We start from the raw sequence: 24635 nt of genomic DNA on the forward strand, positions 1-24635 counted from the left end.
GGGGGCCCGAAAAAAGGAGAGGTTGCGTGCGGGCCATGCTAGGCAGGAAGATTAAGACAATCAAAAAATTGTCATGGATACATCGCCCATGCCCCGCGCCCGTTACAAAAACCTGGTCGACACCTTCGCCGAGGACATCCGCAGCGGCAGGCTGTCGCCCGGCGAGCGTCTGCCCACCCATCGGCAATTGGCCGCGCGCCACGGCCTCGCGCTGGTCACCGCGAGCCGCGTGTACAGCGAGCTGGCGGCGATGGGCCTGGTCAGCGGTGAAACCGGTCGCGGCACCTTCGTGCGCGAGATCTCGCTGCCGCCGGGGCAGGGCAGTGGGCAGATGAGCGTGGCGCCGGGCATGCTGGATCTGAATTTCAACTACCCATCATTGCCGGGCCAGGCCGAGCTGCTGCGCACGGCATTGCGTCAACTGGCGCTGTCGGGCGATCTGCAAGCGTTACTGCGTTACCAGCCCCACGCCGGGCGCCAGCATGAACGCGCGGCGGTGGCGCGCCATCTGCTGAGTCGAGGGCTGACGGTCGAGGCCGACCAGGTGCTGCTGGTCAGCGGCGCGCAACATGGGTTGGCCGTGACGCTGATGGCGCTGCTCAAACCGGGGGATGTGATTGCCGTCGATGCGCTGACCTATTCAGGCTTCAAGGTGCTGGCCGAGACCCTGCACCTGGAAATGCTGGCGATCCCGCTCACCGCCAGCGGCCCCGACCTCGATCATCTGCACAGCCTGTGTCGCAAGCATCCGGTCCGCGCGGTGTATAGCATGCCGACCGTGCATAACCCACTGGGTTGGGTGATGAGCCTGGAGCAGCGCGAGCAGTTGGTAGCCATCGCCCGTCAGCACAACCTGATGATCATCGAGGACGCGGCCTACGCATTTCTGGCAGAACACGCGCCACCGCCGTTGGCGACACTCGCGCCGGAACGCACGGTGTATGTCGGCGGCTTTTCGAAAAGCGTCGCCACCGGCCTGCGGGTCGGCTTTGTGTCAGCCCCGGCGGCGTGGGTGAAGGCCCTGGAACGCAGCATCATGGCCACGACCTGGAATGTGCCGGGGGTAATGAGCGCGATTGCCGTGGCCTGGCTCGACGACGGCACGGTGGCTCAACTGGAAGCACAGAAACGCCAGGATGCCCGGGCGCGCCAGGCATTGGCGGCACAGGTGCTGAAGGGGCTGACGTACATCAGCCATCCTTCGTCGTATTTTCTCTGGTTGCCCCTGGCGGAAGAGGCCCGCGCCGATCAGATCGCCATGACCTTGCAGCGCGAAAATATCGCCGTGTCCACCGCCGAACCGTTTGCCGTATCCGCCCATGTACCGCATGCGCTGCGCCTGGCGTTGGGCTCGGTGGACATGACGGCGCTGCGCGAGGCCTTGCTGGCGGTACGCAAGGTGGTGGCGTGGTGACGCTATCCGGCACTTCCTGCTTAACTGGCACATCGCTATGCTACGGCGAAAACAACAAACCGCCTTGTGAGAAAACATGGACTTTAATTGGCACAGCGACCCCATCACCCGCAGCACCCCGATCACCCCGCGCTACAAAAACACCCAGAACGTGCGCCGTTTCATGCTTGAACACTGCGGCCCGGGGTTTAAGTTCGACCGCGCATTCATGGCCTGGATTCGCAACGATACGGCCAAAACCCTCGGCGATATGGTGGATGAGTGGCAGCGTCGAAACGCCGGCTTATGATTACTCAAGGCATGGCGACACTGGTTAACTACGGCACCCATTTGACGCCAGGCCTGCTGCTGTTCGGCGCGTGGTTCGCGCTCACCCCCAGGTCGATGACGGCGATCCGCATCCTGATTCTGTTGGCGGCGTTTGTGCTGATGCGCGATGCGATGACGCCGTTGCGCATGTGGGCGCTCAGTGACGATGTGCAGATTGCATTCACCGCCAACACCTTTGTGCTGGCGGCGCTGGGCGGTCTATCGCTGTTGCTGGTTGCCGGGCTCGCGTGGGTAGCGCCGGACTTGTCGCGGCTGGTCTTGTGGTCCAAGGGCAATTGCGCCGTCGGACTGGCGAGGGGCCTGGCGGTGGGCTGCCTGATCGGCGTACCGCTGCGGCTTTACCAGGGCGTGGATACGCAAGCGATCCACGATTACTGGGTGTGGCTGCCAGGCATGGTGGTATTGGCCTATGGCGCCAATGCGTTGGAAGAGGTGTTGTTTCGCGGTTATCTGCAGGGGTATCTGGAACAACAACTGACGCCACTGCGGGCGGCCTTGATCAGCGGCGTGGCGTTCGCGGCCTGCCATGCGTTCCTGGCCCTGAGCGTCACTCAATTGGGCTGGCCGGTGTTGCTGTTTACCCTGATCGAAGGGCTGGCCTGCGCGTTGTTGCGCATGCGTCATGGTGTGTTGGCCGCGACGCTCGCCCATGGCACGGCGATCCTGTTGATTGCCGTGCCTCTGGTTGCCTGAGTGAGCAGCGCAACCAAGTGGGAGCGGTGGCTCCCACCGTTGGACCGCGCGTCAGCGTGGCGTGAGCGCCGGCGTGCGCGGCGGAACCAGGCGTTTGCTGCCGGTGGCTTCATACGCTGACGCCAGCTGCAGCAACCTGGAGTCATCGTAGGCGCGCCCGGCAAAGGTCAGCCCGACCGGCATGCCGATATCCGCCATCACACCCATCGGCACGGTAACGGTCGGCACGCCCAAGTGGCGGATGGCAAGGTTGCCGTTGGCCACCCACACGCCATTGCTCCAGGCGATGTCGGCGGACGCTTCGTTCACATCGGCATCGGCAGGGCCGACGTCGGCGACGGTGGGGAAGATCACGGCATCGAGGCCGAGCTTATCCATCCAGTCTTCGAGGTCGATGCGTCGGGTCTGTTCGAGGCCGCGCAGGCCGTCGGGCAGGGTGCTGATCTGGTTCCACGGGGTGATCCCGCGTTGGGCCATCCGCACGTATTCGTCCATGCCGGCGGCCAGTTCGTCTTCACGGTTGGGCAAGGTGCCGGGGTCATGGGGGAAAATCTTCGGCCCGTCGACATCCGCCAGGCGGTTCAGGTTCGGGTCGTTATTGGCGCGCAGGAAGTCATCGAAGGCCCATGCGGACAGTTCCCACAACTCATCGTGGAGGAATTCCTTGGACACCAGGCCACGGGTAAACACCGTCGGTGCGCCGGGGCGGTCGCCTTCGCAGTTGGACACCAGGGGGAAGTCCACTTCGATGACTTCGGCGCCGGCCGCCTCGAGGGCCTGGCGCGCGGCTTGCCACAGGGCGATGACGCTGGCGCGGGTGTTGATCTTTTGCCCGGTCGGGCCACCGATGCCGGGTTTCTCGCTGGTGCCGGCGTCGGGGTCGGCGTTGATGTACATGCGCGGTACGCCAAAGCGTTTGCCGGCGAGGGATGCGGCGGTCGCGGCCAGTTCAGCGTAAGCCGCCGGGCGCACCGAAGCGACGCTGGGGATGGGCACCCAAGGTTGCAGGCGCCACAGGTCGCCGCGGGTGTCGGGGTCTTCGGCGACCACCACGTCGAGTACTTCCAGCAGGTCGGCCATGGTGCGCGCATAAGGCACCACCACGTCCATGGTGGGGGTCAGCGGCCAGTTGCCGCGCACCGAAATCACCCCACGGGACGGGGTATAGGCACACAGGCCGTTGTTGGACGCCGGGCCACGCCCGCTCGACCAGGTTTCTTCCGCCAGACCGAATGCCGCGAAGCTCGCGGCAGTCGCGGTGCCGGCGCCGTTGGACGAGCCGGAGGCAAACGGTGCCGTCAGGTAGGCGGCGTTATACGGGCTTTCCGCGCGGCCATACACGCCACGCTGCATGCCGCCATTGGCCATCGGCGGCATGTTGGTCTTGCCCAGGCAGATGGCACCACCGGCCCGCAGCCGTTCGATGCTGAAGGCGTCGCGCTGGGCAACCAGTTTGGCGAACGCCGGACTGCCGGACGCCGCCGTGAGGCCCTTGACCAGGTAACTGTCCTTGGCGGTATAGGGAATGCCGTCGAGCGGTCCCAGCGTTGCGCCCTTGGCCCGGCGCGCATCGGACGCCTCGGCTTCGTCCAGGGCCGCGGGGTTGCGCACCACCACGGCATTCAGCGCGGTCGCGGTCTGCGCGCCGTCGTAGGCGTCGATCCGCGCCAGATAAGCCTGGACCAGTTCGACGGCCGTGGTCTGGCCGGACTCAAGCGCCGCGCGCAATTGGGCAATGGAGACTTCGGTAACTTGCATCAGGTTTTTTTCGCCGCCTTCAAGTGGGGGTATGGCGGCAGTCTACGGACAGATATTTCACAAAACCAGCGCCGCATAACCTTCGAAAGCGCTGCGCATGACCTGCCATGTGAAGTCGTCGGCGGGAATCAGATGCTCGATCCGCAGCGAGGTGAGGGTAATGTCCTGGGGCATGCCGAAGGTGGTGAAGGTCGATAGAAAGTTCAGCTCGCCCTGGGTCGAGCGCACGCGGGTCAACACCAGTGGCGGCATGTCGCTGGGCAGTTCGGTGTGGGCGGGCACCGGCAGGCTGGTCAGCAGTGCCGCCAACGATGGGTTGGTCAAGGCCTCGCGGGTTGCCCGTTGCCAGGCGAGGGTGCGGATCTCTTCGGCGTTGATCAGGTGATCGCCCAGGCCGCCCGATTGCAGCAGGGTGCTCAGCAGGTTCACGCCATCGGCGGCGCCCGGGTCGATCCCGACCAAGCCAAAGAGCACGGCAGTGCTGGTGTTGGCCGCCAGCACCTGCCACTCACTGCCGAGCAGAATCGCCGGGGCGGGGTTGTTGGCGTGCAGCACATGGCTGACCGCTTCGCGAATGGCCGCCATGGCCGGCGAGGCGAGGGGGGTGGCGGCATAACGCGGGGCAAAGCCGGCGGCGAGGAATACGCGGTTGCACTGGTCGAGGGGCACCTGCAGCGCGCTCAGCAGATTGTGCAGGGTGCCGGGGCTCGGCTTGGCGCGGCCGGTTTCCAGGCAACTGAGATGACGCTGCGAGACTCCGGTGATCAGGGCCAGGTCGAGCTGGCTCAACTGTGCCTGGCGGCGCAGCCGGCGCAAGTGTTCGCCGGCGGTAGCAGGATTGTCCATGGCGTGACCATGACCTCCGAGGTCATTGCGAGGGGCTGAACCTTATCACTATCGTGGGCCTCGATCCCTTCAAGGAAGAGACCATGCACAGACCCTTTATCGCCCTGGCCGGTTTGCTCGGGTTTTCGCTGTATACGCTGATAACGATGCTGACCGCGGAGCAGTCGCTGCTGGCGTTTGGCCGGCAATTGCTGTCGCGCCCGGACACCGCGCAAGTGGTGATCGACCTGTACCTGATGGCGCTGCTGGCTTGTGTGTGGATGTACCGCGACGCCCGGCGGCGAGGGCGGTCGGTGGCGTCGGTGCTGCCTTACTGGGTGCTGACGGCGCTGTTCGTTTCGGTGGGGCCGCTGCTCTATATCGTCATCACGGGGTTGCGGGATGAATGAGCTATTGCGTGTCTATGCACTGTGCGTGTTGATGCTGTGCCTGAAGATGCTGGCGATTTCCTGCTATCAGGGCTTCTTCCGCCTGCGCGCGCGGGCGTTCACTAATCCCGAAGATGCGGCTTTCTTCAACCGTGCGCCGCAGCCAGACGAACTGCCGCAAGTCGGCCGTGCCGCCAGGGCGTGGGCCAATGACCTGGAGAACATTCCGCTGTTTTTTGTCCTCGGCGGGCTGTGTGTCGTGGCGGGCACCGCTTCGGTAGCCACGGGAGTGCTGTTCGGGGTTTTTACCCTGGCGCGGGTGGCACACACGCTCATGTACCTGATGGAGTGCCAGCCCTGGCGCACGCTGGCCTATGGGGTGGGCGTGGCGTGTCTGATCGGGTTGGGCGCGATGCTCGTGTTGAAAATGATATGAAGGGCACCGGCGTCCTCAAGCGCTAGCTGTAGGCGCCGGCCCCGTGCGATCGAGCCGCCGGATGCCCCGGCAGGCTCAACCGATCAAACGCCTTTGGTCGACGGCAACAGAATCGTCAGAACCCCCAGCAACGGCAGGAACGAGCACAGCGTGTAGACGTACTCGATGCCATGGCTGTCCGCGAGCAACCCCAGCAATGCCGCGCCGATACCGCTGAAGCCGAACATCAGGCCAAAGAACACGCCGGCGATCATCCCGACATTGCCCGGCACCAGCTCCTGGGCGAATACGACGATGGCGGAGAACGCCGACGCCAGGATGAAACCGATCACCACGCTGAGCATCGCGGTCCAGAACAGGTCGACATACGGCAGGGCCAGGGTGAACGGCGCCGCGCCGAGGATGGAGAACCAGATGACGGTCCTGCGTCCGATCCGGTCGCCGATCGGCCCGCCAAAGAAGGTGCCCGCGGCCACCGCGCCGAGGAACAGGAACAGGTAAAGCTGGGAACTGGCGACCGACAGGTTGAATTTCTCGATCAGATAGAAGGTGAAATAGCTGGTCAGGCTGGACATGTAGAAGTACTTGGAAAACACCAGCAAGGCCAGCACCACCAAGGCAAAGGTCACGCGGCCTTTCGACAGGCCGTGGGTGACTTTGCTGCCTTGCTTGAGCTTGAACAAATTGAGGTGGTTGCGGTACCAGCGGCTCAAGCCATACAGCACCAGGATCGCGAACACCGCAAACAGGCCGAACCAGGCGATATGCCCCTGGCCGTAGGGAATGACGATCGCCGCCGCCAGCAGTGGGCCGAACGCGCTGCCAGCGTTGCCGCCGACCTGGAAGGTCGATTGCGCCAGGCCGTAGCGCCCGCCGGAAGCCAGGCGGGCCACCCGCGACGTTTCCGGGTGGAAGGTCGACGAGCCGACGCCGATCAGCGCCGACGCCAGCAGGATCGCCGGGAACGTGCCGACAAACGCGAGCATCAGGATGCCAATCAAAGTACACACCATGCCCGCCGGCAACAGCCAGGGTTTGGGGTGGCGGTCGGTGTGGTAGCCGATCCACGGTTGCAGCAGGGAGGCGGTCAGTTGGAAGGTCAGGGTGATCAGACCGACCTGGGTGAAGCTCAGCCCGTAGTTGGCCTTGAGCATTGGGTAGATCGAGGGCAGCACGGCCTGGATCAGGTCATTGATCAAATGCGCCAGGGCGCAGGCGCCGAGGACGCGCATGACCAAGGGGCTGACTTGGGGCGGGCTGGAGGTGGCAGCGGGAGACGCGGTCAAGGTCGACATGCAGGCATTCCATACAAGGCAGTGAACGACGGGGACGGGCAGCGATGATTTAAACCGCCGCTCCATGGATGAACTCGGCGTTTATGCTAGATTTGTCGAAAACGCCTGTCTCGCGAAATTCGGGCAGCAAACATCGCAAAAGAGGCGAAGCCATCAAAACACTGGATAAATTTCTGCGGGATATCGATGAGGGCGAGTGGGCCGTCATCAGCTCGGCCACCGACTATCCGGAGAGCTGGGTGATCCCCGACCATAGCCACGAGAAGCATCAACTGCTGTACGCCACCGAAGGCGTGATGGTGGTGCATTCGGCGCAGAATCAGTGGACGGTGCCACCCAATCGCGGCTTCTGGATGCCCAGTGGGCATGTGCATTCGCTGCGCTGCGTCGGGGCGTTGAAAATGCGCAGTGTGTTTGTGCGCCCCGCGAGTTTTCCGAACCTGCCGAGCGAAACCAAGGCCGTCAGCATTTCACCGCTGCTCAGCGAACTGATCAAGGCGTCGGTCAGCTTGAAGCCGCCGTATGCCGAGGATTCGCGCGACGCGCGGATCATGCACCTGATCCTCGACGAACTGGCGCTATTGCCGGCCTTGCCGTTGTCCTTGCCCCAGCCTGCAGACCCGCGCATCCGCCGGATTTGCCTGGCGTTGCAGGACGACCCGGGCGATGCCTCGACCGTGGCGGATTGGAGCGAGCGCCTGGGCCTGGACCAGACCACCATCCAGCGCCTGTTCCGCCGGGAAACCGGCCTGACCTTCGGCCAGTGGCGCCAGCAAGCGCGGTTGCTGCTGGCGCTGGAGCGCATAGCCGTGGGCGAGAAGATCATCGATGTGGCATTTGAGCTGGGCTATGAAAGCCCGAGCGCCTTTACCAGTATGTTCAAGAAACAGTTCGGCAAGACGCCGAGTCATTTCTTCCGCTAGCGCAAGGCGCTGTCGAGCGCTAACACGGCGGGGTGCTCGCGCACACGTCCAGCAGACCGTTGAAGGCGTCGATGTCCAGCGGTCGGCTGAGGAAGTAGCCTTGGCCTTCGTCACAGGCCACCGCCTTGAGCAGTGCCAGGTGTTCGGCGGTTTCGATTCCTTCCGCGGTGACTGTCAGCGACAGGGCGCGTCCCAGGCCGACAATCGCCTGCACAATGGCCTTGTCATCGGCGCTGTCCTCCAGCCGGTTCAAGAAACTGCGGTCGATTTTCAGCCCGTCGAACGGGAACGCGCGCAAATAGCTCAGGGAGGAATAGCCGGTGCCGAAGTCGTCCATGGCGATGCGGATACCCAGGTGCTTGAGGGTGTGCATGACTTCAAGCGCGCCGACGGCATCTTCAAGCATCACGCTCTCGGTGATTTCCAGCTCCATGCGCGTTGGCTCGATGCCGGACTTATTCAGGGCGTACCGCACGCGCTCCACCAGGTTGCCGCGCTTGAATTCGGTGGGTGACAGGTTTACCGACACAAACAGCTCATCCGGCCACTGCGCGGCGCACGCGCAGGCGGTTTCCAGCACCCAGTCGCTCAGCGAGAGGATCAACCCCGATTCCTCGGCAATCGGGATGAACGTGTCCGGTGCGATCAGGCCACGCTCCGGGTGTTGCCAGCGCACCAGCGCTTCGGCGCCGACCATTTGCCCGTCGCTGATGCGGTAGCGCGGTTGAAAGTGCAGACGCAGCTCTGCGTGCTTGATCGCAAACCGCAGGTCGCTTTCCAGGCGGCGCCGTTCGATGATCCGCGCGTTCATTTCGCCGGAGTAAAAACGCCAGGTATTGCGCCCGGCGGCCTTGGCTTCGTACAAGGCAATATCGGCGTAGCGCAGTAACTCGGTGACGCCGTTGGCGTCATTGGGCGCGAGGGCGATGCCGATACTCGCGCTGATGAACACGTCCTGCTCGTCGACCCTGATCACCCGCTCGACGGACTCGATCAAGCGCCGGCACAGGGCTTCGACTTCGTCCTGGGCGCCGGCATCGATCAGGATCAGTACAAATTCATCGCCGCCGACCCGAGCGACCAGGTCACCGTGGCGCACGCAATCAGAGAGGCGGCTCGATACCTCATTGAGCACCCGGTCGCCGGCGGCATGCCCGAGCAAGTCATTGACCGGTTTGAACCGATCCAGGTCCAGGCTGAGCATGACCAAAGGGTGGGTGAGGGTGGGCAAGGCTTTGAGTTTACCGTCCAGAAACGCTTGCAGGCGCGTGCGATTGGGCAGCCCGGTGAGGGCGTCGTGCTGGGACAGGAACTCGATGCGGCGGCGCGCCTCGACTTCTTCGGTGACGTCGGTGGCCGTGCCGCGAAACCCGCCGCAGGGCATCTCGCGCGCCGACAGCCGGGTGGTGCGCTCCCGTCCCCGGGCGTCGACGTAGCGACACTGCAGGCTGATATCCGCGAGCCGCCCGGGCGTGGTCAGCCACTGAGAAAGGGCGCCGGCATCGGTGTCCAGCAGGTCGTACAGCGTGGCGCCGATCCAGGCCTGGCGGTCCAGGCCGGTGACGCTTTCGAAACGCTCCGACAGGTAGGTGAAACGCCACTCGCCGTCGATTTCCCAGACCCAGTCCGAACTGGCTTCCACCACATCGCGAAAGCGTGCTTCGCTGGTGGCCAGCGCGTTTTGACTGTCTTGCAGCGAGGTGTGGCTGTTGTCGAGGGCCTGGGCGTCCGCCGTGGTGCGGCGCACAATCAGCCAGGTCATCAGGCACACCAGCAACGCCGCCAGGCCCAGCAGCGGCAAACCGACAGCCATCAAACGCATACCGGGCCGCTCGGGGTGCCAGTGCAGGCTGCCGGCGGCACCGTTCTCACCAAGGGCGAACAACAAGGTCTTGCCGATTTCATCGGGTGTGGCGATGTGCAGGTGATCGACGCCAAAATCGTTGCCGATTTCGGTCAGCTTGGCGCTGTCGAGGATGTTGATGAAGAGCAATACCGAGGCTTTTCGGTCATCGGCGATCACGCTGGGGTCAGTGCCGGGCGTTATCGCCGCTGCCGCCACCAGCGTGGGGTTGCCGCGCACGTTAATGAACGTCGTGACCGGTGTGTCCGTCGCGGCGCCTGCGCGCGCTTGTTCGAGTAGCGCCGCGACGGGCTGGTCGAGCCATTCGGTCAGCTCAATCGGTTGCAGCTTGCCCTCGACCAACGCGTATACCGTGCGGTCCAGGTCGTCGACGACAAACACGCCTTGGAAACCGAAATCATGAAACAGCGTGGGCCCGACGTTTTCGCGGGTATAGGCCCAATCCGTGTCCACGGAAACGTGCAGGTGTTTGTAGGCATCGCCCCAGAATGCGTAATCCTTGACGGTCAGGCGCTGGGATTTTTCCAGGGACTGCACCGCCTTGCGCGTGTAGAAGGCGCTTTCGCTGTCTTCGAATCGGTTCAGTTCCTGGGCGAGGTACACCAGCGAATAGCTGGCCGCCGCAAACACACAGGCGAGCAGCACCACGCACTGGAACAACGACGTGCGCGCCATCGACAGGCTGGTGCGTTGGGAAAGGTTACGAATGATCGGGGCGAAGGTATTTGGCATTGATTCCCGCAGGGCGTCGCCGCTTGTCAGGGTGATGACAGGCTATCGGCAGCCTTACGCAGAAAATGAGCGTTTGAGGCGCGGCGCGCCCATTCTCCCGGTACCTGGCTCAAGTGTGGGCGGGTGCCCTTAGTTGATTCGAGGCATGGAACCTCATCCCAACAGCCGCCATTCGATGTTTTGCTCATTGACTGTGATGATGTCGGGCGGCAAAAAACGCCGCTTAACGGCCGCGGGTCTGCCGGTTGTCGGTTCAAGAAGTTTGGCTTTGGCCAATTGCTGGATCAGTGCTTCGCTGGGCTTTTCTGGTGGGACGTTGGCCAGGCGTGCTTCCAGCCATTGCAGTTTGCCGTCCCAGGCGGGGAGTTTGGCGGGGGGTAGGGGGAGGATGTCGTTGATTTCGGGGACTTTGGGGGCGGCATAGGAGTAGTTTGCGAGAATTCGCCAGATTTTTTCATAGCGTTCGGCGCGCTCCAAGTCTTCCTGTTGACCAATGTAGTACAACTGGTCATCAGGCTGAGGGCCACGAAAGCCTTTGCCCAAACGAGAGGCCGAACTTTCGTCGCCGGCAGCCACCCCCATCTGTAACACTTCGAGTGCCTGCTGGAAGAGCCCCATATTTTTTAGGTTGATGCCGAGGGCGCCAGCTGCATCACCGTGCCCCTGCTCAGCGGCACAGCGCCGCATTTGTCGAGCAATGTCAGGGGCGATATTAATGGGTGCCAGCTTGTCGCCTACAAAGGCTTGGGCCAGGGCACTCCCCTGATCAGAAGCCTTGCGGAAGTAGCGCAGAGCCATTTCCGGGTCTTGTTTTAGCCCAGCCGAACCGCTTTTCAGAAAGAGGCCGATAAAGTAGTACCCCGTCGCCACATTCGCGTCGATCAGTTGCTGGCTCAGGCGCAGATGCTCATCCCCTCTGAGCTTGAACTTTCCACGCATGGTCCCGTTCTGCAAGTTGATATTGGCCTTGTAGTGACCGTTCTCAGCGGCAATTCGATACAGTCGTTCAATCTCGGCATCAACGGTCTCGTCCTGCTTTAGCTGGTTATTTTTCTGCAACCAGCGGGCGTACTGGAATAGAACGTCGGTTCCGGCCGACGGTTGGGGAATGGTCTCGTGTACGCAGGTAAAGGTCAGTTTTTCCTTAGCCTCGGCGATCGGGTTCATGGGAAGGTCCTGGTTCAGGTAAGTAAGGGCATCGCCGTTATTACAGGCGGCCAACAGCAGGCTTGATAGCAGAAGCAATCGGCGCATCAATCGAGTTCCTTCACGGTCTTTCCATCCTAATAATGTCGACGCGACCGATAGAGCCGTACCGCCGCCCGTTGTCTTGTCGCCGACGCGAAAAATGCCTTGCATGCCTCACCCCAACAGCCGCCATTCGATGCTTTCCTCATTGACTGTGATGATGTCGGGCAGCAAAAAACGCGGCTTGTGACTCTCAACCTGCAGGGTGGGCATGATCTCGTTCTTCTCGAAACGGCGGATCACGCCATCGTTGAACCGCGCGTAAACATCGCGACTCAGGCTGAATGCCCGCCAATAGCCAGTCTGGGGGCAGGCCTGGCCGCTGGTGCAGGTCGGTTCGGGGTAGCTGGCCTTGATGAACGCGGGGGAGTCGGGCGTGGGTCTGCCGGTTGCAGGTTCAAGGAGTTTGGCTTTGGCCAACTGCTGGATCAGCGCTTCGCTGGGCTTTTTTGGCGGAACATTAGCCAGGCGTGCTTCCAGCCATTGCAGTTTGCCGTCCCAGGTGGGGAGTTTGGCGGGAGGTAAGGGGAGGATGTCGTTGATTTCGGGGACTTTGGGGTTGGCGTAGGAGTAGTCCGCTAGCAGGCTCCAGATTTTTTCATAGCGTTTAGCGCGTTCGAGGTCTTCCTGTTGACCGAGGTAGTACAACCTATCGGAGGAAGGATGACCGCGAAAGGCTTCTTCCAACCTACCAGCAGCGCTCTCGTGACCAGCTACAACGCCCATCTGGAAGACCTCAAGCGCTTCCTGGTACCGACTCTCGTTTTTAAGATCGACACCCAAAGCAATAGCTGCATCGCCATTACCCTGTTCAGCCGCACAGCGGCGCATCTGCCGGGCAACATCAGGCGCGATGTCAATCGGCGCCAGTATATCCCCTACAGCGTACTGAGCTTGGGTACTGCCCTGATCGGCCGCCTTGCGAAAATAGCGCAATGACATAGCCGTATCCTGCTTCAGTCCGGCAGAACCGTTCTTCAGGAAAACGCCGATAAAGTAATATCCCGTTGCCACATTCACGTCGATCAGTTGCTGACTCAGGCGCAGGTGTTCGGCACCACTGAGCGTGAAGTGGCCGCGCATGGTGCCGTTTTGCAGGTTGATGTTGGCTTTGTAATGGCCATTCTCGGCAGCAATCCGGTACAGGCGCTCGATCTCGGCGTCGACGCTTTTGTCCTGCTTGAGCAGGTTGTTTTTCTGGAGCCAGCGAGCGTATTGGAACAGCTCATCGGCCTCGGCGGACGGCGAAGGAATTTGCTCGTGTACACAGGTAAAGGCCAGCTTGGCTTTAATCTCGGTCAGTGGGTTCACGGCAGGGTCCTGGGTCGGGTGAGTAGGGGCGCTGCCGTTATCGCAGGCAGCCAGCAGCAGGCTTGTCAGCAATAGGCGTCTGCGCATCAGTCAAGGTCCTTCACGATCTTTCCACCCTAATAATGTCGACGCGACCGATAGAGCTATACCGCCGCCGGTTGTCTTGTCGCCGACGCGAAAGATGCCTCACCCCAACAGCCGCCATTCGATGCTTTCCTCATTGACTGTGATGATGTCGGGCAGCAAAAAACGCGGCTTGTGACTCTCAACCTGCAGGGTGGGCATGATCTCGTTCTTCTCGAAACGGCGGATCACGCCATCGTTGAACCGCGCGTAAACATCGCGACTCAGGCTGAATGCCCGCCAATAGCCAGTCTGGGGGCAGGCCTGGCCGCTGGTGCAGGTCGGTTCGGGGTAGTCGGCCTTGATGAACGCGGGGGAGTCGGGCGTGGGTCTGCCGGTTGCCGGTTCAAGGAGTTTGGCTTTGGCCAACTGCTGGATCAGTGCTTCGCTGGGCTTTTCTGGCGGGACATTGGCCAGGCGTGCTTCTAGCCATTGCAGTTTGCCGTCCCAGGTGGGGAGTTTGGCGGGAGGTAAGGGGAGGATGTCGTTGATTTCGGGGACTTTGGGGGCGGCATAGGAGTAGTTTGCGAGAATTCGCCAGATTTTTTCATAGCGTTCGGCGCGCTCAAGGTCCTCCTGCTGGCCGAGGTAGTCCAATTTATCGGAGGGAGGAGGACCACGGAAGCCATCTTCCAACCAACCCGCAGAGGTTTCATCACCCGCCATCACGCCCAATTGAAATGCCTCAAGTGCCTCCTGGTACTGATCATTGCTTTGAAGGTTTACGCCCAGAGCGCCAGCGGCCTTACCATTGCCCTGTTCTGCTGCACAGCGGCGCATTTGCCGAGCAACGTCCGGCGCGATGTCAATCGGCGCCAGTATGTCCCCCACTTCGTATTGGGCTTGCGCGCTGCCCTGATCGGCGGCCTTACGAAAGTAACGCAATGACATGGCCGTATCCTGCTTCAGCCCAGCCGAGCCGCTTTTCAGAAAGAGGCCGATAAAGTAGTACCCCGTCGCCACATTCGCGTCGATCAGTTGCTGACTCAGGCGCAGGTGTTCGTCGCCACTGAGCGTGAAGTGGCCGCGCATGGTGCCGTTTTGCAGGTTGATGTTGGCTTTGTAATGGCCATTCTCGGCAGCAATCCGGTACAGGCGCTCGATCTCGGCGTCGACGCTTTTGTCCTGCTTGAGCAGGTTGTTTTTCTGGAGCCAGCGAGCGTATTGGAACAGCTCATCGGCCTCGGCGGACGGCGAAGGAATTTGCTCGTGTACACAGGTAAAGGCCAGCTTGGCTTTGATCTCGGTCAGTGGGTTCACGAAAGTGTCCTGGGTCGGGTGAGTAGGGGCGCTGCCGTTATCGCAGGCGGCCAGCAGCAGGCTTGTCAGCAATAGGAATCCGCGCATCAGTCGAGGTCCTGAAGGGTCTTTTCGTCGTAGTAAAACTCGACGATCGGAGCGTATGGCGTCAGTTTTTGCGATTGGCGATCTTTGTTCTTATTGATGATCTTCTGCCAAGCCTTGAATGCTTTCGCGACATCATCCTGCGCCCCCCTCCCATCCGTATGCAGATCCCACAACCGTCGCCGCAACGCCCGCGTCACACTCATCCACTCATGCGCAATGTTCAGCTCGCTATCCACCTGCATGCTGCGCGTGTTGATATTCGCCGAGCCGTGGGTGGTGAACACGTCATTGACGATCATCAGCTTGGAATGGATGTACACCGGCATCCACTGCTGCCCCGCCGGCGAATCAGGCGCGACCAGTGAGCACACGTGGATTTTCAGGCCTGGGCGCGACTCTGGTTCAAGCGTGCTTTGCTCAATCGCCGCGATCTGGGCTTTGAGAGCTATCTGTCGAGACGCATTGTTTCTGGCGGCGTCCCGTTGGGCTTCACGGGCCTTATCGCTTATCTCGCCACCCCCCAGTGCGTCGGTCAGGCTGGTCAACGTGAGCAAGGCTTGTCGCTCAAGCAGTTCAGCCAAGGTCGGCGTCTGCGCGTTGGCTTGGGCTTTGGCCTGTTCAATGCGCTGCAACTTGGTGATTTCAGGAATGGTATCGCCGCGTCCGAGGCTTTCGAGCATGCGCTGGGTGTTCAAGCTCCCCGGCCCCACGCCGTCTGGGCTGGCATTGGTGATTACAAACAGGTGTAAATTTCCATGCAGGCCCGGATCACGCCCAGCGCCGGTTTGGACTTCGGCCGCCGCTTTGATCGCCTCGGCCAATGGCGGCCAGCGAAAGTACTGGTTCTCGATGTAGATGAATTGGGTCGCGTTGTTGACCGCCTTCAGGTAGATCTTTTCGATATCGCGCTTGCCGTCTTGTGCCTGGGTACGCACGATTTGGGCCAGCTGGCGGGTGACGCCGGGGGCGCATTGCAGTTGGGGTGCCACCGCCATCGCTTTGCGCGATGCGAGCAGGTCTTCGCCGGTTTCCTTGCGCCAGGCGGTGGCGAAGTTATGGTGCAGGTGCTCCAGAATCGGCCCGCTGATCTGGCTGGAAATATCCTGGCGTGGTGTGTTGCCACGCGGCCCGCGATTGGGTGCAGGCTTGCTGCCCTCGGTGCGGTTCAGTGCTGAGTGCTTGTCGGTGTCCCAGTACTCGTCGAGCATGTTGTGGCCCATGACAAAACCAACGGCGCGGTCTGTCTGTTCATAGTCGATCAGGACGGTCTTCTGATGGTGGGTCGCAGTGCTGGCCAGCACGCCCAACGTGCTGAGGCTGAGCTGTGGGTCGAGGCTTTTGTATTTGGCCTGATAGGCAATTTCAGCCCGTTCATACATGCTGAAACCGCGGCCGACAAACACCGGCACATTACGAGCCACTCGGATCGCGGGCGCTAAGTGATCGGCGAATGCACATCGGGAAAACCATTTCCGATCTTCGGTATATTGGTCAGCGGTGGAGCTCTGCATCGCCCGATCCTTGATACGAAGCGGTCCTTTACCGGGAAGGTTGGCCTCGCCCCCTGCGCCCGCAGCATTGAACGGCATCTCCCAACCGAGCACCCGAACCTCGATCCCTTTCCCGGCTTTGGTCATCAGCAGTTCGCCAATGCTTGGGGCACTGCCATCGCGGATAAAGTACATCGACGGTTGAAACCCCCAGCAGATGATGTCGATGGTTTTAGTGGCTTGGGCGATAGCCAGATGCACGGCCTCGAAGGCTTCTTCACCGTTGATCAGCGGCTTATAGGTGGCTTTCGCAGGAGGGTACTCGGTGTTCGGCACGTACCAGGGCGCGGAGCAGGTCACCTGCTGTGTGTGTTGCAGGGCGACGGGGGCGACGATATCGGGTTCAGTCATGAAGTTTTCCCTTCCTGGTCATTGATCACGGCGGCATACAGGGCACGGTGATCCGTGTGCGATGTGGGTTGGCTCACCTCGGTGTCGGCTCGCGAGAGGTGGTTGTGCATGCCGCCATTGGCCAGGTGTGCTTGTTCGGCATTGCGATAGTCAGTAGGCACCGGGATCTGGTAGCTCACCCCGTTGGCTAACACCATTCGGTACTGCTGCGTCACGACCGCGTGGTCGATCGACACTTGCCCGGACTTGTCCAATACGCCGTGATTGAGCACTGCACCATCGGCGTAGAGCGTGTAGGGCATGCCTGCCCAGCCTTGATCAGGGGCATTGGGGGTTTGCGGCACGTTGAACCGCAGCGCTTGTTTGAACAGGCTTTGTGGGTACTCCGGATCTGCGGCTTTCTGGCTGGCTGGACCGAGGGCTTCGAAGTACGCCGATTTGATCAGGTAGTCGCCCAGGGTCCCTGACTCGATGCTGCTCGCATCGAGGGTGATGTAGCTGCCGCCGGCATTCAGGGTGATTTTCTGCTTCGCGACGATACGGATTTCATCTTCGCTGCTGATGATCTCCAAACCATGGCGGGCCATCAGTTGCAGCGCGTCGTTTTGTGCCTGGATCTTTACCGAGCCCTGGTTGGAGATCAATTGGATGCCCAGCTTGCGCACGAATAGGCTTACCCCTTGTCCCACGCCGATGAACAGGCGCTTGACCACACTGATATCCGCCTCGGCTCCGGCGTTGATCATCAGGTTGTCCTGAGCGGCCAATTGCAGGTGCTGGCCGCTGGTTACGGCAACGCCTTGGGGGGCGCTGAGCAATACGACCGAGGCCTTGAGTTGATCGAGCTGGTCTCGCATCAATTTCAGTTGCGCTTGCACATCCGCTGGACCTGCGTTGGCGGCCTGGGCATCGGTCGATAATCCTTCCAACTGGTCACTCGCCTGTTGCAACCGGCCCAGCGCGGTGCTCATTTCCAGCATGTGTCCCTGAGCCTTGGGTTGTGCGTCGGCACTGATCAAGATCCCACTGCCGGCACGAATGGCGGCATGCCCATCGGTCCGCAACTCCGCGCCCTGGCCTCGCGGTTGGCGCTTGGCATCAACCAAATGCCCCAGGTTGAGCTGGCTCTTACCACTGTGCTCAGTACTGAGCTTCACGTGTTCTTGCCCTCGCGTGTCGTCCATGCGCAATTTGTTATTGGCGGGGGTGCGCAAGACGTTGCGTTTGTAGTTGCGCAAGGTCACATGGTCAGGATGCTGGCTGTCGTGCAGGGCATGGGCGATGTAGGGCCGGTCGGGGTCGCCTTGTTCAAAGGAGATCGCCACTTCGGTGCCGGGGATCAACGGCAGGTGCAAGCCGTGGGTGTCGCCGGCGTAGGGCCTGGCCAGGCGGAACCAGAGGCTTTCTTCGCCGGGTTTCCAGGTGTCGCGGTCGAACAGGAAATTGACCTTGTAGCGGCCTTCGATGTCGATGTGGCCGTAGGGGTCGTGCTCCTGCGGGCTGGTGACGCGGGCCGGGACGGTGCCGGCGATCCGAGGTTTTGGCGGCAGTGCTGGGCGAAAGCACACGGTTTCCGAGTAGGGAATGGCTTCAAAGTTGATTTCAAAACTGCGATCGCGGGCGGCGTGGGTGGTCAGTTGCGTGATCACCGCGCCGGGAGCGAAGGCCTGCGGCGCGCCGCCGGAGATGTTCAGGACCTGGCCGGGCGCCAGGGCGGCGCTACTGCTGACGCCGCTGAGTCGGGTCTGGCCGTTGAGGTAACGCTCGTGACGCAGGCGAGCATAGAAGTAGCCACTTTCGCTTTGCAGGTCTTCGTCATGGGCGTATCGGTCGCCCATCCCCGTGTACGCTTCGGCGTAGTGATAAGCCTCGCCGTAGGTACCGCTGGCGCCACGCGTTTGGTCGATCTCGCCATTCAGGTGAGCGTTGGCCACGTGGTGATGGTAGGTGCGGATGTTGACGCGTTTTTCCACCACGTGGTGGCTCGATTGCAGGCCCCACGTGCTGTCTTTTCCGCTGCTGCTGAGCCCGGATTGCGGACGGTAGGCCAGCTCGACATCGAACGTGTAATGACGCTGGTCGTCGTGAAATTCCACCACGTCGATGTTCAACCGCTCATCGTGGGTGAAGCGATACCAGATGCCCACATCGGCCAATAAGCGCGAGATAAAGGCCAGGTCGCTTTCGCCATATTGCATGACCTGCTCGCGCCTGGGGTATTCGCGCACCAGCTTGAAGAGGAAGTCCTGGCCTTCAAAGTCGTGGCGGCTGCGCAGGATGCTTTCGACGATCTGCGGGACAGATTGGTGTTGATAAATGCGGAACTGGCGGCCTCGCCCAAGCAGGGCCAGGCGCGGTTGCAGAGTGATTTCGTAGCGGGCTTCATCAACGGAGCCGGACAGGCGTTTGAAGCCGGTGACCACGCCGTGCAAGACACGCAGCGGTTCGCTCGAGGGCACGCTCAGGCCGCGAAAGGGCGGAGGCTGCGGCGCCCCGTACAGACTGAAGCAGGCGTTTTGGCCGAGCATCTTTTCAGCGGCAATGTCGCCGTCGGTGCTGGTGAATTCCACAGCATAGTTGAACGGTTGGCTCAGGCCTTCTGTGCCCTCGAAGGCCAGGACGTCGAGCGGCTCGTCAACATCGCGGACAGTGAGCGTGTGCCGACGATGGTCGAAGAAAACGCTCGGTAATACGCTGGAAGCCATTCCTTTTACTCCTAGGCGCGAAAGCCCGAAGAGTAAAGATTTGGTCTCGGTGATTAATGTCGGAAGATTCGCCTTTACGAGACAGCCACTTCCTGAACGTGTTTTTGCGCTCCCGCTCACACAGGGAATGCGGCGTGCTCGACGATGTCCTCAGTGAGGCGCCGAACTTGGCGATTTGGCGTGTCATCCTACAACCATGGTTTTCATGGTCAGCGCTGTATCCGCAGAACACCAAGATAAACGGCAATCTTTCAGATTGACAGCGCAGAGGTCGCCCGCTATAAAAGTCACAGTTGTACGACGACATATGACGTTACATATGTCTTATCTAACAAAAATAAAAAGTGATGCCATGAACTTGAACGAGCCCATCAACGCCCATCGCGTGGGCCAAGCGGTAGGCAACTATCGCTGGACCATCTGCGCGATGCTGTTCTTCGCCACCACCGTCAACTACCTCGACCGCCAGGTGCTCAGCCTGTTGGCGCCACAGTTGTCCACGCAATTTGGCTGGAGCAACACCGATTACGCGAACATTGCGGCGGTGTTCCAGTTTGTCTATGCGATTTCCATGCTGTTCGCCGGGCGGTTCGTCGACAAGATCGGCACCAAGGCGGCCTATGTCGTGGCAATCGGCATCTGGTCCACCGGCGCCATCATGCATGCGTTCGCGGTGCCGATGGGCGAGGGGATCGCGGCCGTGAGCGGCGCGATTGGCCTGGCGGTGATTCCGGTGTCGATCGCGGGCTTTATGCTGGCCCGTGCGGTACTGGCGATCGGCGAGGCGGGCAACTTCCCGATTGCGATCAAGGCCACCGCCGAGTACTTCCCCAAGAAAGAACGCTCGCTGGCCACCGGCATTTTCAACTCGGGCGCCAACGTCGGCGCGATCCTGGCGCCGATCTGTGTGCCGCTGATCGCCGGGGTGTGGGGCTGGGAAGCGGCGTTCATGATCATCGGCATGCTCGGCTTCATCTGGGTCGCGGTGTGGGCCGCGCTGTATGAAAAGCCCGATCAGCAAAAACGCCTGTCGGCCGAGGAACTGGCCTACATCCGCAGCGATCAGACGGTCCAGCCGTTCACCGCGCAGGCTGCAGGCGCGGCGTCGCAAAAAGTCTCATGGTTCAAGCTGCTGACCTATCGCCAGACCTGGGCCTTTGCCTTCGGCAAGTTCATGACTGACGGCGTGTGGTGGTTTTTCCTGTTCTGGCTGCCGACTTATCTGTCGGCGCAGTACGGCATGAAAGGCGCCGATATCGTCATGCCGCTGGCGGTGCTGTACAGCATGACCATGGTCGGCAGCATCGGCGGCGGCTGGTTCCCCAGCTACTTCATGGCGCGTGGTGATGCGCCCTACGACGGCCGCATGAAAGCCATGTTGGTCATCGCGCTGTTTCCGCTGGTGGTGCTGCTGGCGCAACCGTTGGGCTACATCAGCTTCTGGGTGCCGGTGTTGCTGATCGGCGTGGGAGCGTCGGCGCACCAGGCGTGGTCGTGCAATATCTTCACTACCGTGTCCGACATGTTCCCGCAGAAAACCGTGGCCTCGGTGGTCGGTATCGGCGGCATGGCCGGTGGCCTGGGCGGGGTGGTGATGACCAAGGTCGGCGGCTGGGTGTTTGACTACTACAAGTCCATCGGCGATATCCACACCGGCTACATGATCATGTTCGCGATCTGTGCGCTGGCGTACCTGGTGGCCTGGAGCGTGATGAAGACGCTCGTGCCGCGCCACAAGGAAATCACCGACCTGTAAACCGGGCGGGGCTTGAGTCGTGCCAGCCCCGCATCACAACGCACGCGCCCAGGTCTGGCTGATCAATGGCTTGCCGAAACTGAGAGTGGGCTCTTCTTCAACCAGCTCAAAACCGGCTTTCTGGTAGAGCCTGCGTGCGTCGGTGAGGGCGCTCATGGTCCACAGCATCATGCGCGTGTACCCGGCATGTCGGGCAAAGCGCAGGCATTCGTCCACCAGACGCTGGCCGATGCCCAGGCCCCGCGCACTCGCGTCGACGTAGAGCATGCGCAACTTAGCGGTGCTGTCGTCATGGCGCACGACGAACACTGAGCCTACCACCGCGCCGTCTTTCTCCGCGATCCAGCAGCGCTCACGGGGCGGGTCGAACTCGCGCAGGTACTTGGCGACAATCTCCGCCACCAACGCTTCGAACTCCCAATTCCATTGGTATTCTCGCGCATACAGTGCCGATTGCTGCTGCACCACCAGGCCCATATCGCCAGGTTGGGGGTCGCGCAACACGTAGTTCGGCGTGCTGCCTTGCAGCAACGTCTGAATGCGCTGCATGGCTGCGGTCAATTGCTGTTGTTGCGGCTCGGGCAAGGCACTCAATAAGGCCATGACTTCTTGCTGGGTTTTCTCTTCCAGCGGAGCCAGGACTGACCGGCCGAGGTCGCTGAGGTGCAGTTGCACCGCGCGCGCATCGGTGATCGAGCGGACTTTCTGGATCAAGCCCTTCTTCTCTAGCCCGCTGATCAACCGGCTCAAATAACCCGCGTCGAGACTGAGCATCTGACACAAGTCGGCGCTGGTCAGGTCGCCACGCGAGGACAGTTCGTACATCACCCGGATTTCGGTGAGGGAGAAGTCGCTTTGCAGCAGGTGTTCCTGCAGCACGCCGATCTGGTGCGTATAGAAACGGTTGAAGCCGCGCACGATACCGGCGCGCTGCACAAGCAGGGGAGTGGACATGATGTGCGCTCTAATAGTTGCCTTGGGCAATTATATTGTTGCCTTAGGCAATTATGTCAATATGTTTAATTCAGCCGAACAGCACCTTCATCAGCGCGGCAACGATGGCTTCCGGTGCGTCTTCCTGCACCAGATGCCCCGCGTGCGGGACGCGAATGCAGGTCGGCTCCGCCAGCCGGCTCGCGAGTGCATCGCCTTGCGCCACGGCGAGCCACTGATCTTCCTCGCCCCACAGCAGCGTCACCGGGCAGCGGATCTCGGCGAGTCGCTGTTCGATCGCGTCGGTGTAGCGTTGATCCATCTGTGCGATCTGTCGATAAAAGGCCATCTGACCTGTTTCGCCGGTCCACGGTGCGACATAGGTTTGCAGCACCTCGGCCGGCAGTGGCTTGAAGGCGGCACCTTGGATGTAGGCGTGCACAATTGCCTCGTGGATATATGCCGGTGCTTCGCTGAACGCCGATTCGTGCAGACGCACGTGCTGGATCAACGGGGAGCCCCAGGGCGCCATCGCGACGGGATCGACCAAGGTCAGGCTGGCGTAGTTGCAGCCATCCAGCAGATGGGCGCGCAGCGCCGTGGCACCGCCGAAGTCGTGGGCGAGCACGTGCGGGCGGTCCAGTTGCCAATGCTTGAGCAGCGCCGTGAGCAGGGTGTTTTGCATGCCGAGGGAGACGTCCTGGCCGGAGGCTTTTTCCGACTGGCCGTAGCCGAGTAGGTCGTAATAGAACACGCGACACCGTTGCGCGAACAACGGCGCAATACGCCGCCAGACCTGGGACGAGAAGGGCGTGCCGTGAACCATCACCAGCGCCGGTCCCGCCGTGCCGATGTGCCCCCAGCGCACGGCCTGGCCGTGGAAATCAAAGGTGTCGGGTAATGCAATGGCGTCACGCGCGATGGTCATCGATGAATCTCCTGTGAGGATGATGCGAACGGTTATGAACACGCCGCCCGACACCGGCAAATATTGAGGAGTGCGCAGCGGTCATCAGGCTTATCCATGAGGCCGTGCCTGCATGGTGCATAACCCCGATGCTGTGCTACAAACGAGTTCTCGGCCCTGAATGCATAACTTCAGATTATGAATATGTTCGGCAAGACCTTACCGCCGCTCGCCAGCTTGTTGCCTTTCGAGGCGGCGGCGCGCCTGGAGAGTTTCTCCAGGGCCGCCGATGAGCTGCACATCACCCAGGCCGCCGTCAGCCGGCAGATCCGCGGGCTTGAGGACAACGTCGGGGTGAAGCTGTTCTGCCGGCGCAATCGCGCGGTGTTTCTCACGCAAGAGGGGCGTGAACTGGCGCAGGTGGTCAGCCAGGCACTGCTCAGCATCAGCGAGAAGGCCGCCGCTCTGCGTGCGACGCCCCAGCGCAACCGTGTGGTCCTGCTCTGTCAGTTGTGCGAAGCGTTTTACTGGCTGATGCCGCGGCTGTCGAGCTTCCACCAGCAATACCCGGCCATCGAAATCCAAGTGGTGACGTCCGCCCGGCCACTCGCCGAATTCAATGACCACTTCGATGTGGCCCTGCAAAGTACGCGGCGCGCCAGCGGGCCGCATGCGTTGATGTTCTCTGCCGCCGACGAGGTGTTCCCGGTGTGCAGCCCGGCCTACCTGAGTGCGGAACGACCGCTGCACCTCAGCGAGCTGCAGCCCTGTACGTTTTTGCACCACAGCTCCGAGCCGCCCCATTTGATGGAGTGGGACAGCTGGTTGCAGGTGTTCGGTCAGACGTTGGCCAGCGACGCGCGCAGCGCCACGTTCGACAGCTACCCGCTGATGCTCCAGGCCGCTGTCGAAGGGCATGGGATCGCCATGGGCTGGCGGCGCACCGCGAGCCGGCTGATTGAAAGCGGGGCGCTGGTAAGGCCGTGTGTCGAGAGCGTGCATTTACCGCAGGCGCTCTCGGTCTACCGACAGCAGGGCGGCGGCAACCGCCCCGAGGTGATGGCGCTGTTGGCCTGGCTTGAGGCGCAGTTGCAGAATCAGGGCTGACGGGAGCGAAACCGCTTGCGCCAACCATGTGGCAATGTAAGCGTTCTACGCGTATTTCAAACATCCTTCGACAGCGAAAACGGAGCCTTTCCTTATGCCCACCCTGCACCTGCTGTGCGGCAAGATCGCCTCGGGCAAGTCGACGCTTGCCAAGGCGCTCGTCAGTGAACACGCCGCCATCTTGCTCAGCGAAGACCTGTGGCTGGCACAACTCTATCCCGGTGAAATACTCGCGGTGGCCGATTACGTGCGCTGCGCCCAACGCATTCGCGGGGTCCTGGGGCCGCTGGTGATCGATCTGCTGCAGTCGGGCGTCAACGTGGTGCTGGACTTCCCGGCGAACACCCTGGCCAGTCGCGAGTGGTTGCGTGGCCTGGCCCAGGCCGCACAGGTGGAACATCGCCTGCACTATCTGGAGCTGGATGACGACACCTGCCGCAGCCGCCTGCATGCTCGCAATGCCCAGGGTGAGCATGACTTTGCCGCGACCGATGCCGAGTTCGAACTGATCACCCGCCACTTCTGTGTGCCGAGTGAGGACGAGGGCTTGGTCATTGAGGTCCATCGCCCATGAGCATGGAATGGCCAGCGGGATTTCAGCGCTGATGTCATCGGTCACGCCGACACTGACGCGGCGT

Annotated in this window: 20 protein-coding genes; 9 read left to right on the top strand and 11 right to left on the bottom strand. The window is 61.6% G+C overall.

Annotation, left to right across the window (positions count from 1 at the left end):
* Positions 1 to 88: 88 nt before the first annotated feature.
* The 3 genes from ACP7E3_RS16045 to ACP7E3_RS16055 all read left to right on the top strand — a co-directional run bounded on the left by ACP7E3_RS16045 (position 89) and on the right by ACP7E3_RS16055 (position 2437).
* Complete coding sequence (locus tag ACP7E3_RS16045) at positions 89 to 1414, top strand: PLP-dependent aminotransferase family protein (RefSeq protein WP_046383636.1); 1326 nt, start codon at positions 89 to 91, stop codon at positions 1412 to 1414.
* Between the two features lie 76 nt (positions 1415 to 1490).
* A complete protein-coding gene (locus tag ACP7E3_RS16050) occupies positions 1491 to 1703 on the top strand; it encodes a DUF6434 domain-containing protein (RefSeq protein WP_046383635.1) in 213 nt (70 codons plus the stop codon).
* On the top strand, positions 1700 to 2437 hold the full coding sequence (locus ACP7E3_RS16055; protein ID WP_057004631.1) for a CPBP family intramembrane glutamic endopeptidase: 738 nt from the start codon (positions 1700 to 1702) through the stop codon (positions 2435 to 2437). Before ACP7E3_RS16050 ends, ACP7E3_RS16055 begins: the two co-directional genes overlap by 4 nt.
* 51 nt (positions 2438 to 2488) lie before the next feature.
* Here ACP7E3_RS16055 and ACP7E3_RS16060 read toward each other — a convergent pair whose 3' ends face one another.
* Together ACP7E3_RS16060 and ACP7E3_RS16065 are read right to left on the bottom strand one after the other, a co-directional pair.
* Positions 2489 to 4198 carry an amidase gene (locus tag ACP7E3_RS16060; RefSeq protein ID WP_164886993.1) on the bottom strand — a complete coding sequence of 570 codons (1710 nt, stop codon included), beginning with the start codon at positions 4196 to 4198 and terminating at the stop codon, positions 2489 to 2491.
* Positions 4199 to 4252: 54 nt separating this feature from the next.
* Positions 4253 to 5041: a helix-turn-helix domain-containing protein gene (locus tag ACP7E3_RS16065; protein ID WP_057004629.1), complete on the bottom strand. Its 789-nt coding sequence runs from the start codon at positions 5039 to 5041 to the stop codon at positions 4253 to 4255.
* An 83-nt stretch (positions 5042 to 5124) separates the two neighbouring features.
* Between ACP7E3_RS16065 and ACP7E3_RS16070 the strand changes: the two genes are divergently transcribed.
* Entirely contained in the window at positions 5125 to 5430 is a 306-nt protein-coding gene (locus tag ACP7E3_RS16070) for a DUF2834 domain-containing protein (protein ID WP_017846441.1), read from the top strand.
* On the top strand, positions 5423 to 5845 hold the full coding sequence (locus ACP7E3_RS16075) for an MAPEG family protein (RefSeq protein WP_046383631.1): 423 nt from the start codon (positions 5423 to 5425) through the stop codon (positions 5843 to 5845). The genes ACP7E3_RS16070 and ACP7E3_RS16075 overlap by 8 nt, the downstream gene beginning before the upstream one ends.
* An 83-nt stretch (positions 5846 to 5928) precedes the next feature.
* Here the strand turns inward: ACP7E3_RS16075 and ACP7E3_RS16080 are convergent, their stop codons facing one another.
* Positions 5929 to 7140 carry an MFS transporter gene (locus ACP7E3_RS16080; RefSeq protein ID WP_426123674.1) on the bottom strand — a complete coding sequence of 404 codons (1212 nt, stop codon included), beginning with the start codon at positions 7138 to 7140 and terminating at the stop codon, positions 5929 to 5931.
* A gap of 83 nt (positions 7141 to 7223) precedes the next feature.
* Here ACP7E3_RS16080 and ACP7E3_RS16085 point away from each other — a divergent pair, with 83 nt between their 5' ends.
* Complete coding sequence (locus ACP7E3_RS16085) at positions 7224 to 8063, top strand: AraC family transcriptional regulator (protein WP_017846438.1); 840 nt, start codon at positions 7224 to 7226, stop codon at positions 8061 to 8063.
* Positions 8064 to 8082: 19 nt separating this feature from the next.
* Here the strand turns inward: ACP7E3_RS16085 and ACP7E3_RS16090 are convergent, their stop codons facing one another.
* From ACP7E3_RS16090 to ACP7E3_RS16115, 6 genes are all read right to left on the bottom strand, one after another.
* On the bottom strand, positions 8083 to 10659 hold the full coding sequence (locus tag ACP7E3_RS16090) for a bifunctional diguanylate cyclase/phosphodiesterase (RefSeq protein ID WP_201021104.1): 2577 nt from the start codon (positions 10657 to 10659) through the stop codon (positions 8083 to 8085).
* A gap of 153 nt (positions 10660 to 10812) precedes the next feature.
* Complete coding sequence (locus tag ACP7E3_RS16095) at positions 10813 to 11913, bottom strand: SEL1-like repeat protein (RefSeq protein ID WP_426123733.1); 1101 nt, start codon at positions 11911 to 11913, stop codon at positions 10813 to 10815.
* Between the two features lie 108 nt (positions 11914 to 12021).
* On the bottom strand, positions 12022 to 13305 hold the full coding sequence (locus ACP7E3_RS16100) for an SEL1-like repeat protein (protein WP_426123677.1): 1284 nt from the start codon (positions 13303 to 13305) through the stop codon (positions 12022 to 12024).
* A gap of 99 nt (positions 13306 to 13404) precedes the next feature.
* Entirely contained in the window at positions 13405 to 14601 is a 1197-nt protein-coding gene (locus tag ACP7E3_RS16105) for an SEL1-like repeat protein (RefSeq protein WP_321572479.1), read from the bottom strand.
* Between the two features lie 86 nt (positions 14602 to 14687).
* Positions 14688 to 16589, bottom strand: a complete 1902-nt coding sequence (locus ACP7E3_RS16110) for a phospholipase D-like domain-containing protein (RefSeq protein ID WP_232565691.1) — start codon at positions 16587 to 16589, stop codon at positions 14688 to 14690.
* A complete protein-coding gene (locus ACP7E3_RS16115; protein WP_426123680.1) occupies positions 16586 to 19294 on the bottom strand; it encodes a type VI secretion system Vgr family protein in 2709 nt (902 codons plus the stop codon). The genes ACP7E3_RS16110 and ACP7E3_RS16115 overlap by 4 nt, the downstream gene beginning before the upstream one ends.
* A gap of 352 nt (positions 19295 to 19646) precedes the next feature.
* Between ACP7E3_RS16115 and ACP7E3_RS16120 the strand changes: the two genes are divergently transcribed.
* Complete coding sequence (locus ACP7E3_RS16120; protein ID WP_108524230.1) at positions 19647 to 21050, top strand: MFS transporter; 1404 nt, start codon at positions 19647 to 19649, stop codon at positions 21048 to 21050.
* A 33-nt stretch (positions 21051 to 21083) separates the two neighbouring features.
* Here the strand turns inward: ACP7E3_RS16120 and ACP7E3_RS16125 are convergent, their stop codons facing one another.
* Positions 21084 to 22004 carry a bifunctional helix-turn-helix transcriptional regulator/GNAT family N-acetyltransferase gene (locus tag ACP7E3_RS16125; protein ID WP_426123682.1) on the bottom strand — a complete coding sequence of 307 codons (921 nt, stop codon included), beginning with the start codon at positions 22002 to 22004 and terminating at the stop codon, positions 21084 to 21086.
* Between the two features lie 70 nt (positions 22005 to 22074).
* Positions 22075 to 22911 (bottom strand): alpha/beta fold hydrolase, encoded by an 837-nt coding sequence (locus ACP7E3_RS16130; protein ID WP_108524229.1) that lies wholly within the window; start codon positions 22909 to 22911, stop codon positions 22075 to 22077.
* Between the two features lie 177 nt (positions 22912 to 23088).
* Between ACP7E3_RS16130 and ACP7E3_RS16135 the strand changes: the two genes are divergently transcribed.
* Both ACP7E3_RS16135 and ACP7E3_RS16140 read left to right on the top strand, forming a co-directional pair.
* Complete coding sequence (locus ACP7E3_RS16135; protein ID WP_426123685.1) at positions 23089 to 23997, top strand: LysR substrate-binding domain-containing protein; 909 nt, start codon at positions 23089 to 23091, stop codon at positions 23995 to 23997.
* Positions 23998 to 24091: 94 nt separating this feature from the next.
* Entirely contained in the window at positions 24092 to 24571 is a 480-nt protein-coding gene (locus ACP7E3_RS16140; protein WP_046383619.1) for an AAA family ATPase, read from the top strand.
* The last annotated feature ends 64 nt before the right edge of the window (positions 24572 to 24635 follow it).

The organism is Pseudomonas sp. PSPC2-3 (assembly GCF_049898265.1).
In the GTDB taxonomy this organism is placed as follows: Bacteria; Pseudomonadota; Gammaproteobacteria; order Pseudomonadales; family Pseudomonadaceae; genus Aquipseudomonas; species Aquipseudomonas veronii.

Bases quoted from the DNA above. Each gene is read 5' to 3' on its own strand.
- ACP7E3_RS16120 (WP_108524230.1), top strand. From the start codon at position 19,647: ATGAACTTGAACGAGCCCATCAACGCCCATCGCGTGGGCCAAGCGGTA.
- ACP7E3_RS16100 (WP_426123677.1), bottom strand. From the start codon at position 13,305: ATGCGCAGACGCCTATTGCTGACAAGCCTGCTGCTGGCTGCCTGCGAT.
- ACP7E3_RS16140 (WP_046383619.1), top strand. From the start codon at position 24,092: ATGCCCACCCTGCACCTGCTGTGCGGCAAGATCGCCTCGGGCAAGTCG.
- ACP7E3_RS16065 (WP_057004629.1), bottom strand. From the start codon at position 5,041: ATGGACAATCCTGCTACCGCCGGCGAACACTTGCGCCGGCTGCGCCGC.
- ACP7E3_RS16070 (WP_017846441.1), top strand. From the start codon at position 5,125: ATGCACAGACCCTTTATCGCCCTGGCCGGTTTGCTCGGGTTTTCGCTG.
- ACP7E3_RS16135 (WP_426123685.1), top strand. From the start codon at position 23,089: ATGAATATGTTCGGCAAGACCTTACCGCCGCTCGCCAGCTTGTTGCCT.
- ACP7E3_RS16045 (WP_046383636.1), top strand. From the start codon at position 89: ATGCCCCGCGCCCGTTACAAAAACCTGGTCGACACCTTCGCCGAGGAC.
- ACP7E3_RS16095 (WP_426123733.1), bottom strand. From the start codon at position 11,913: ATGCGCCGATTGCTTCTGCTATCAAGCCTGCTGTTGGCCGCCTGTAAT.
- ACP7E3_RS16130 (WP_108524229.1), bottom strand. From the start codon at position 22,911: ATGACCATCGCGCGTGACGCCATTGCATTACCCGACACCTTTGATTTC.
- ACP7E3_RS16115 (WP_426123680.1), bottom strand. From the start codon at position 19,294: ATGGCTTCCAGCGTATTACCGAGCGTTTTCTTCGACCATCGTCGGCAC.
- ACP7E3_RS16050 (WP_046383635.1), top strand. From the start codon at position 1,491: ATGGACTTTAATTGGCACAGCGACCCCATCACCCGCAGCACCCCGATC.
- ACP7E3_RS16125 (WP_426123682.1), bottom strand. From the start codon at position 22,004: ATGTCCACTCCCCTGCTTGTGCAGCGCGCCGGTATCGTGCGCGGCTTC.
- ACP7E3_RS16085 (WP_017846438.1), top strand. From the start codon at position 7,224: ATGCTAGATTTGTCGAAAACGCCTGTCTCGCGAAATTCGGGCAGCAAA.
- ACP7E3_RS16110 (WP_232565691.1), bottom strand. From the start codon at position 16,589: ATGACTGAACCCGATATCGTCGCCCCCGTCGCCCTGCAACACACACAG.
- ACP7E3_RS16075 (WP_046383631.1), top strand. From the start codon at position 5,423: ATGAATGAGCTATTGCGTGTCTATGCACTGTGCGTGTTGATGCTGTGC.
- ACP7E3_RS16080 (WP_426123674.1), bottom strand. From the start codon at position 7,140: ATGTCGACCTTGACCGCGTCTCCCGCTGCCACCTCCAGCCCGCCCCAA.
- ACP7E3_RS16090 (WP_201021104.1), bottom strand. From the start codon at position 10,659: ATGCCAAATACCTTCGCCCCGATCATTCGTAACCTTTCCCAACGCACC.
- ACP7E3_RS16055 (WP_057004631.1), top strand. From the start codon at position 1,700: ATGATTACTCAAGGCATGGCGACACTGGTTAACTACGGCACCCATTTG.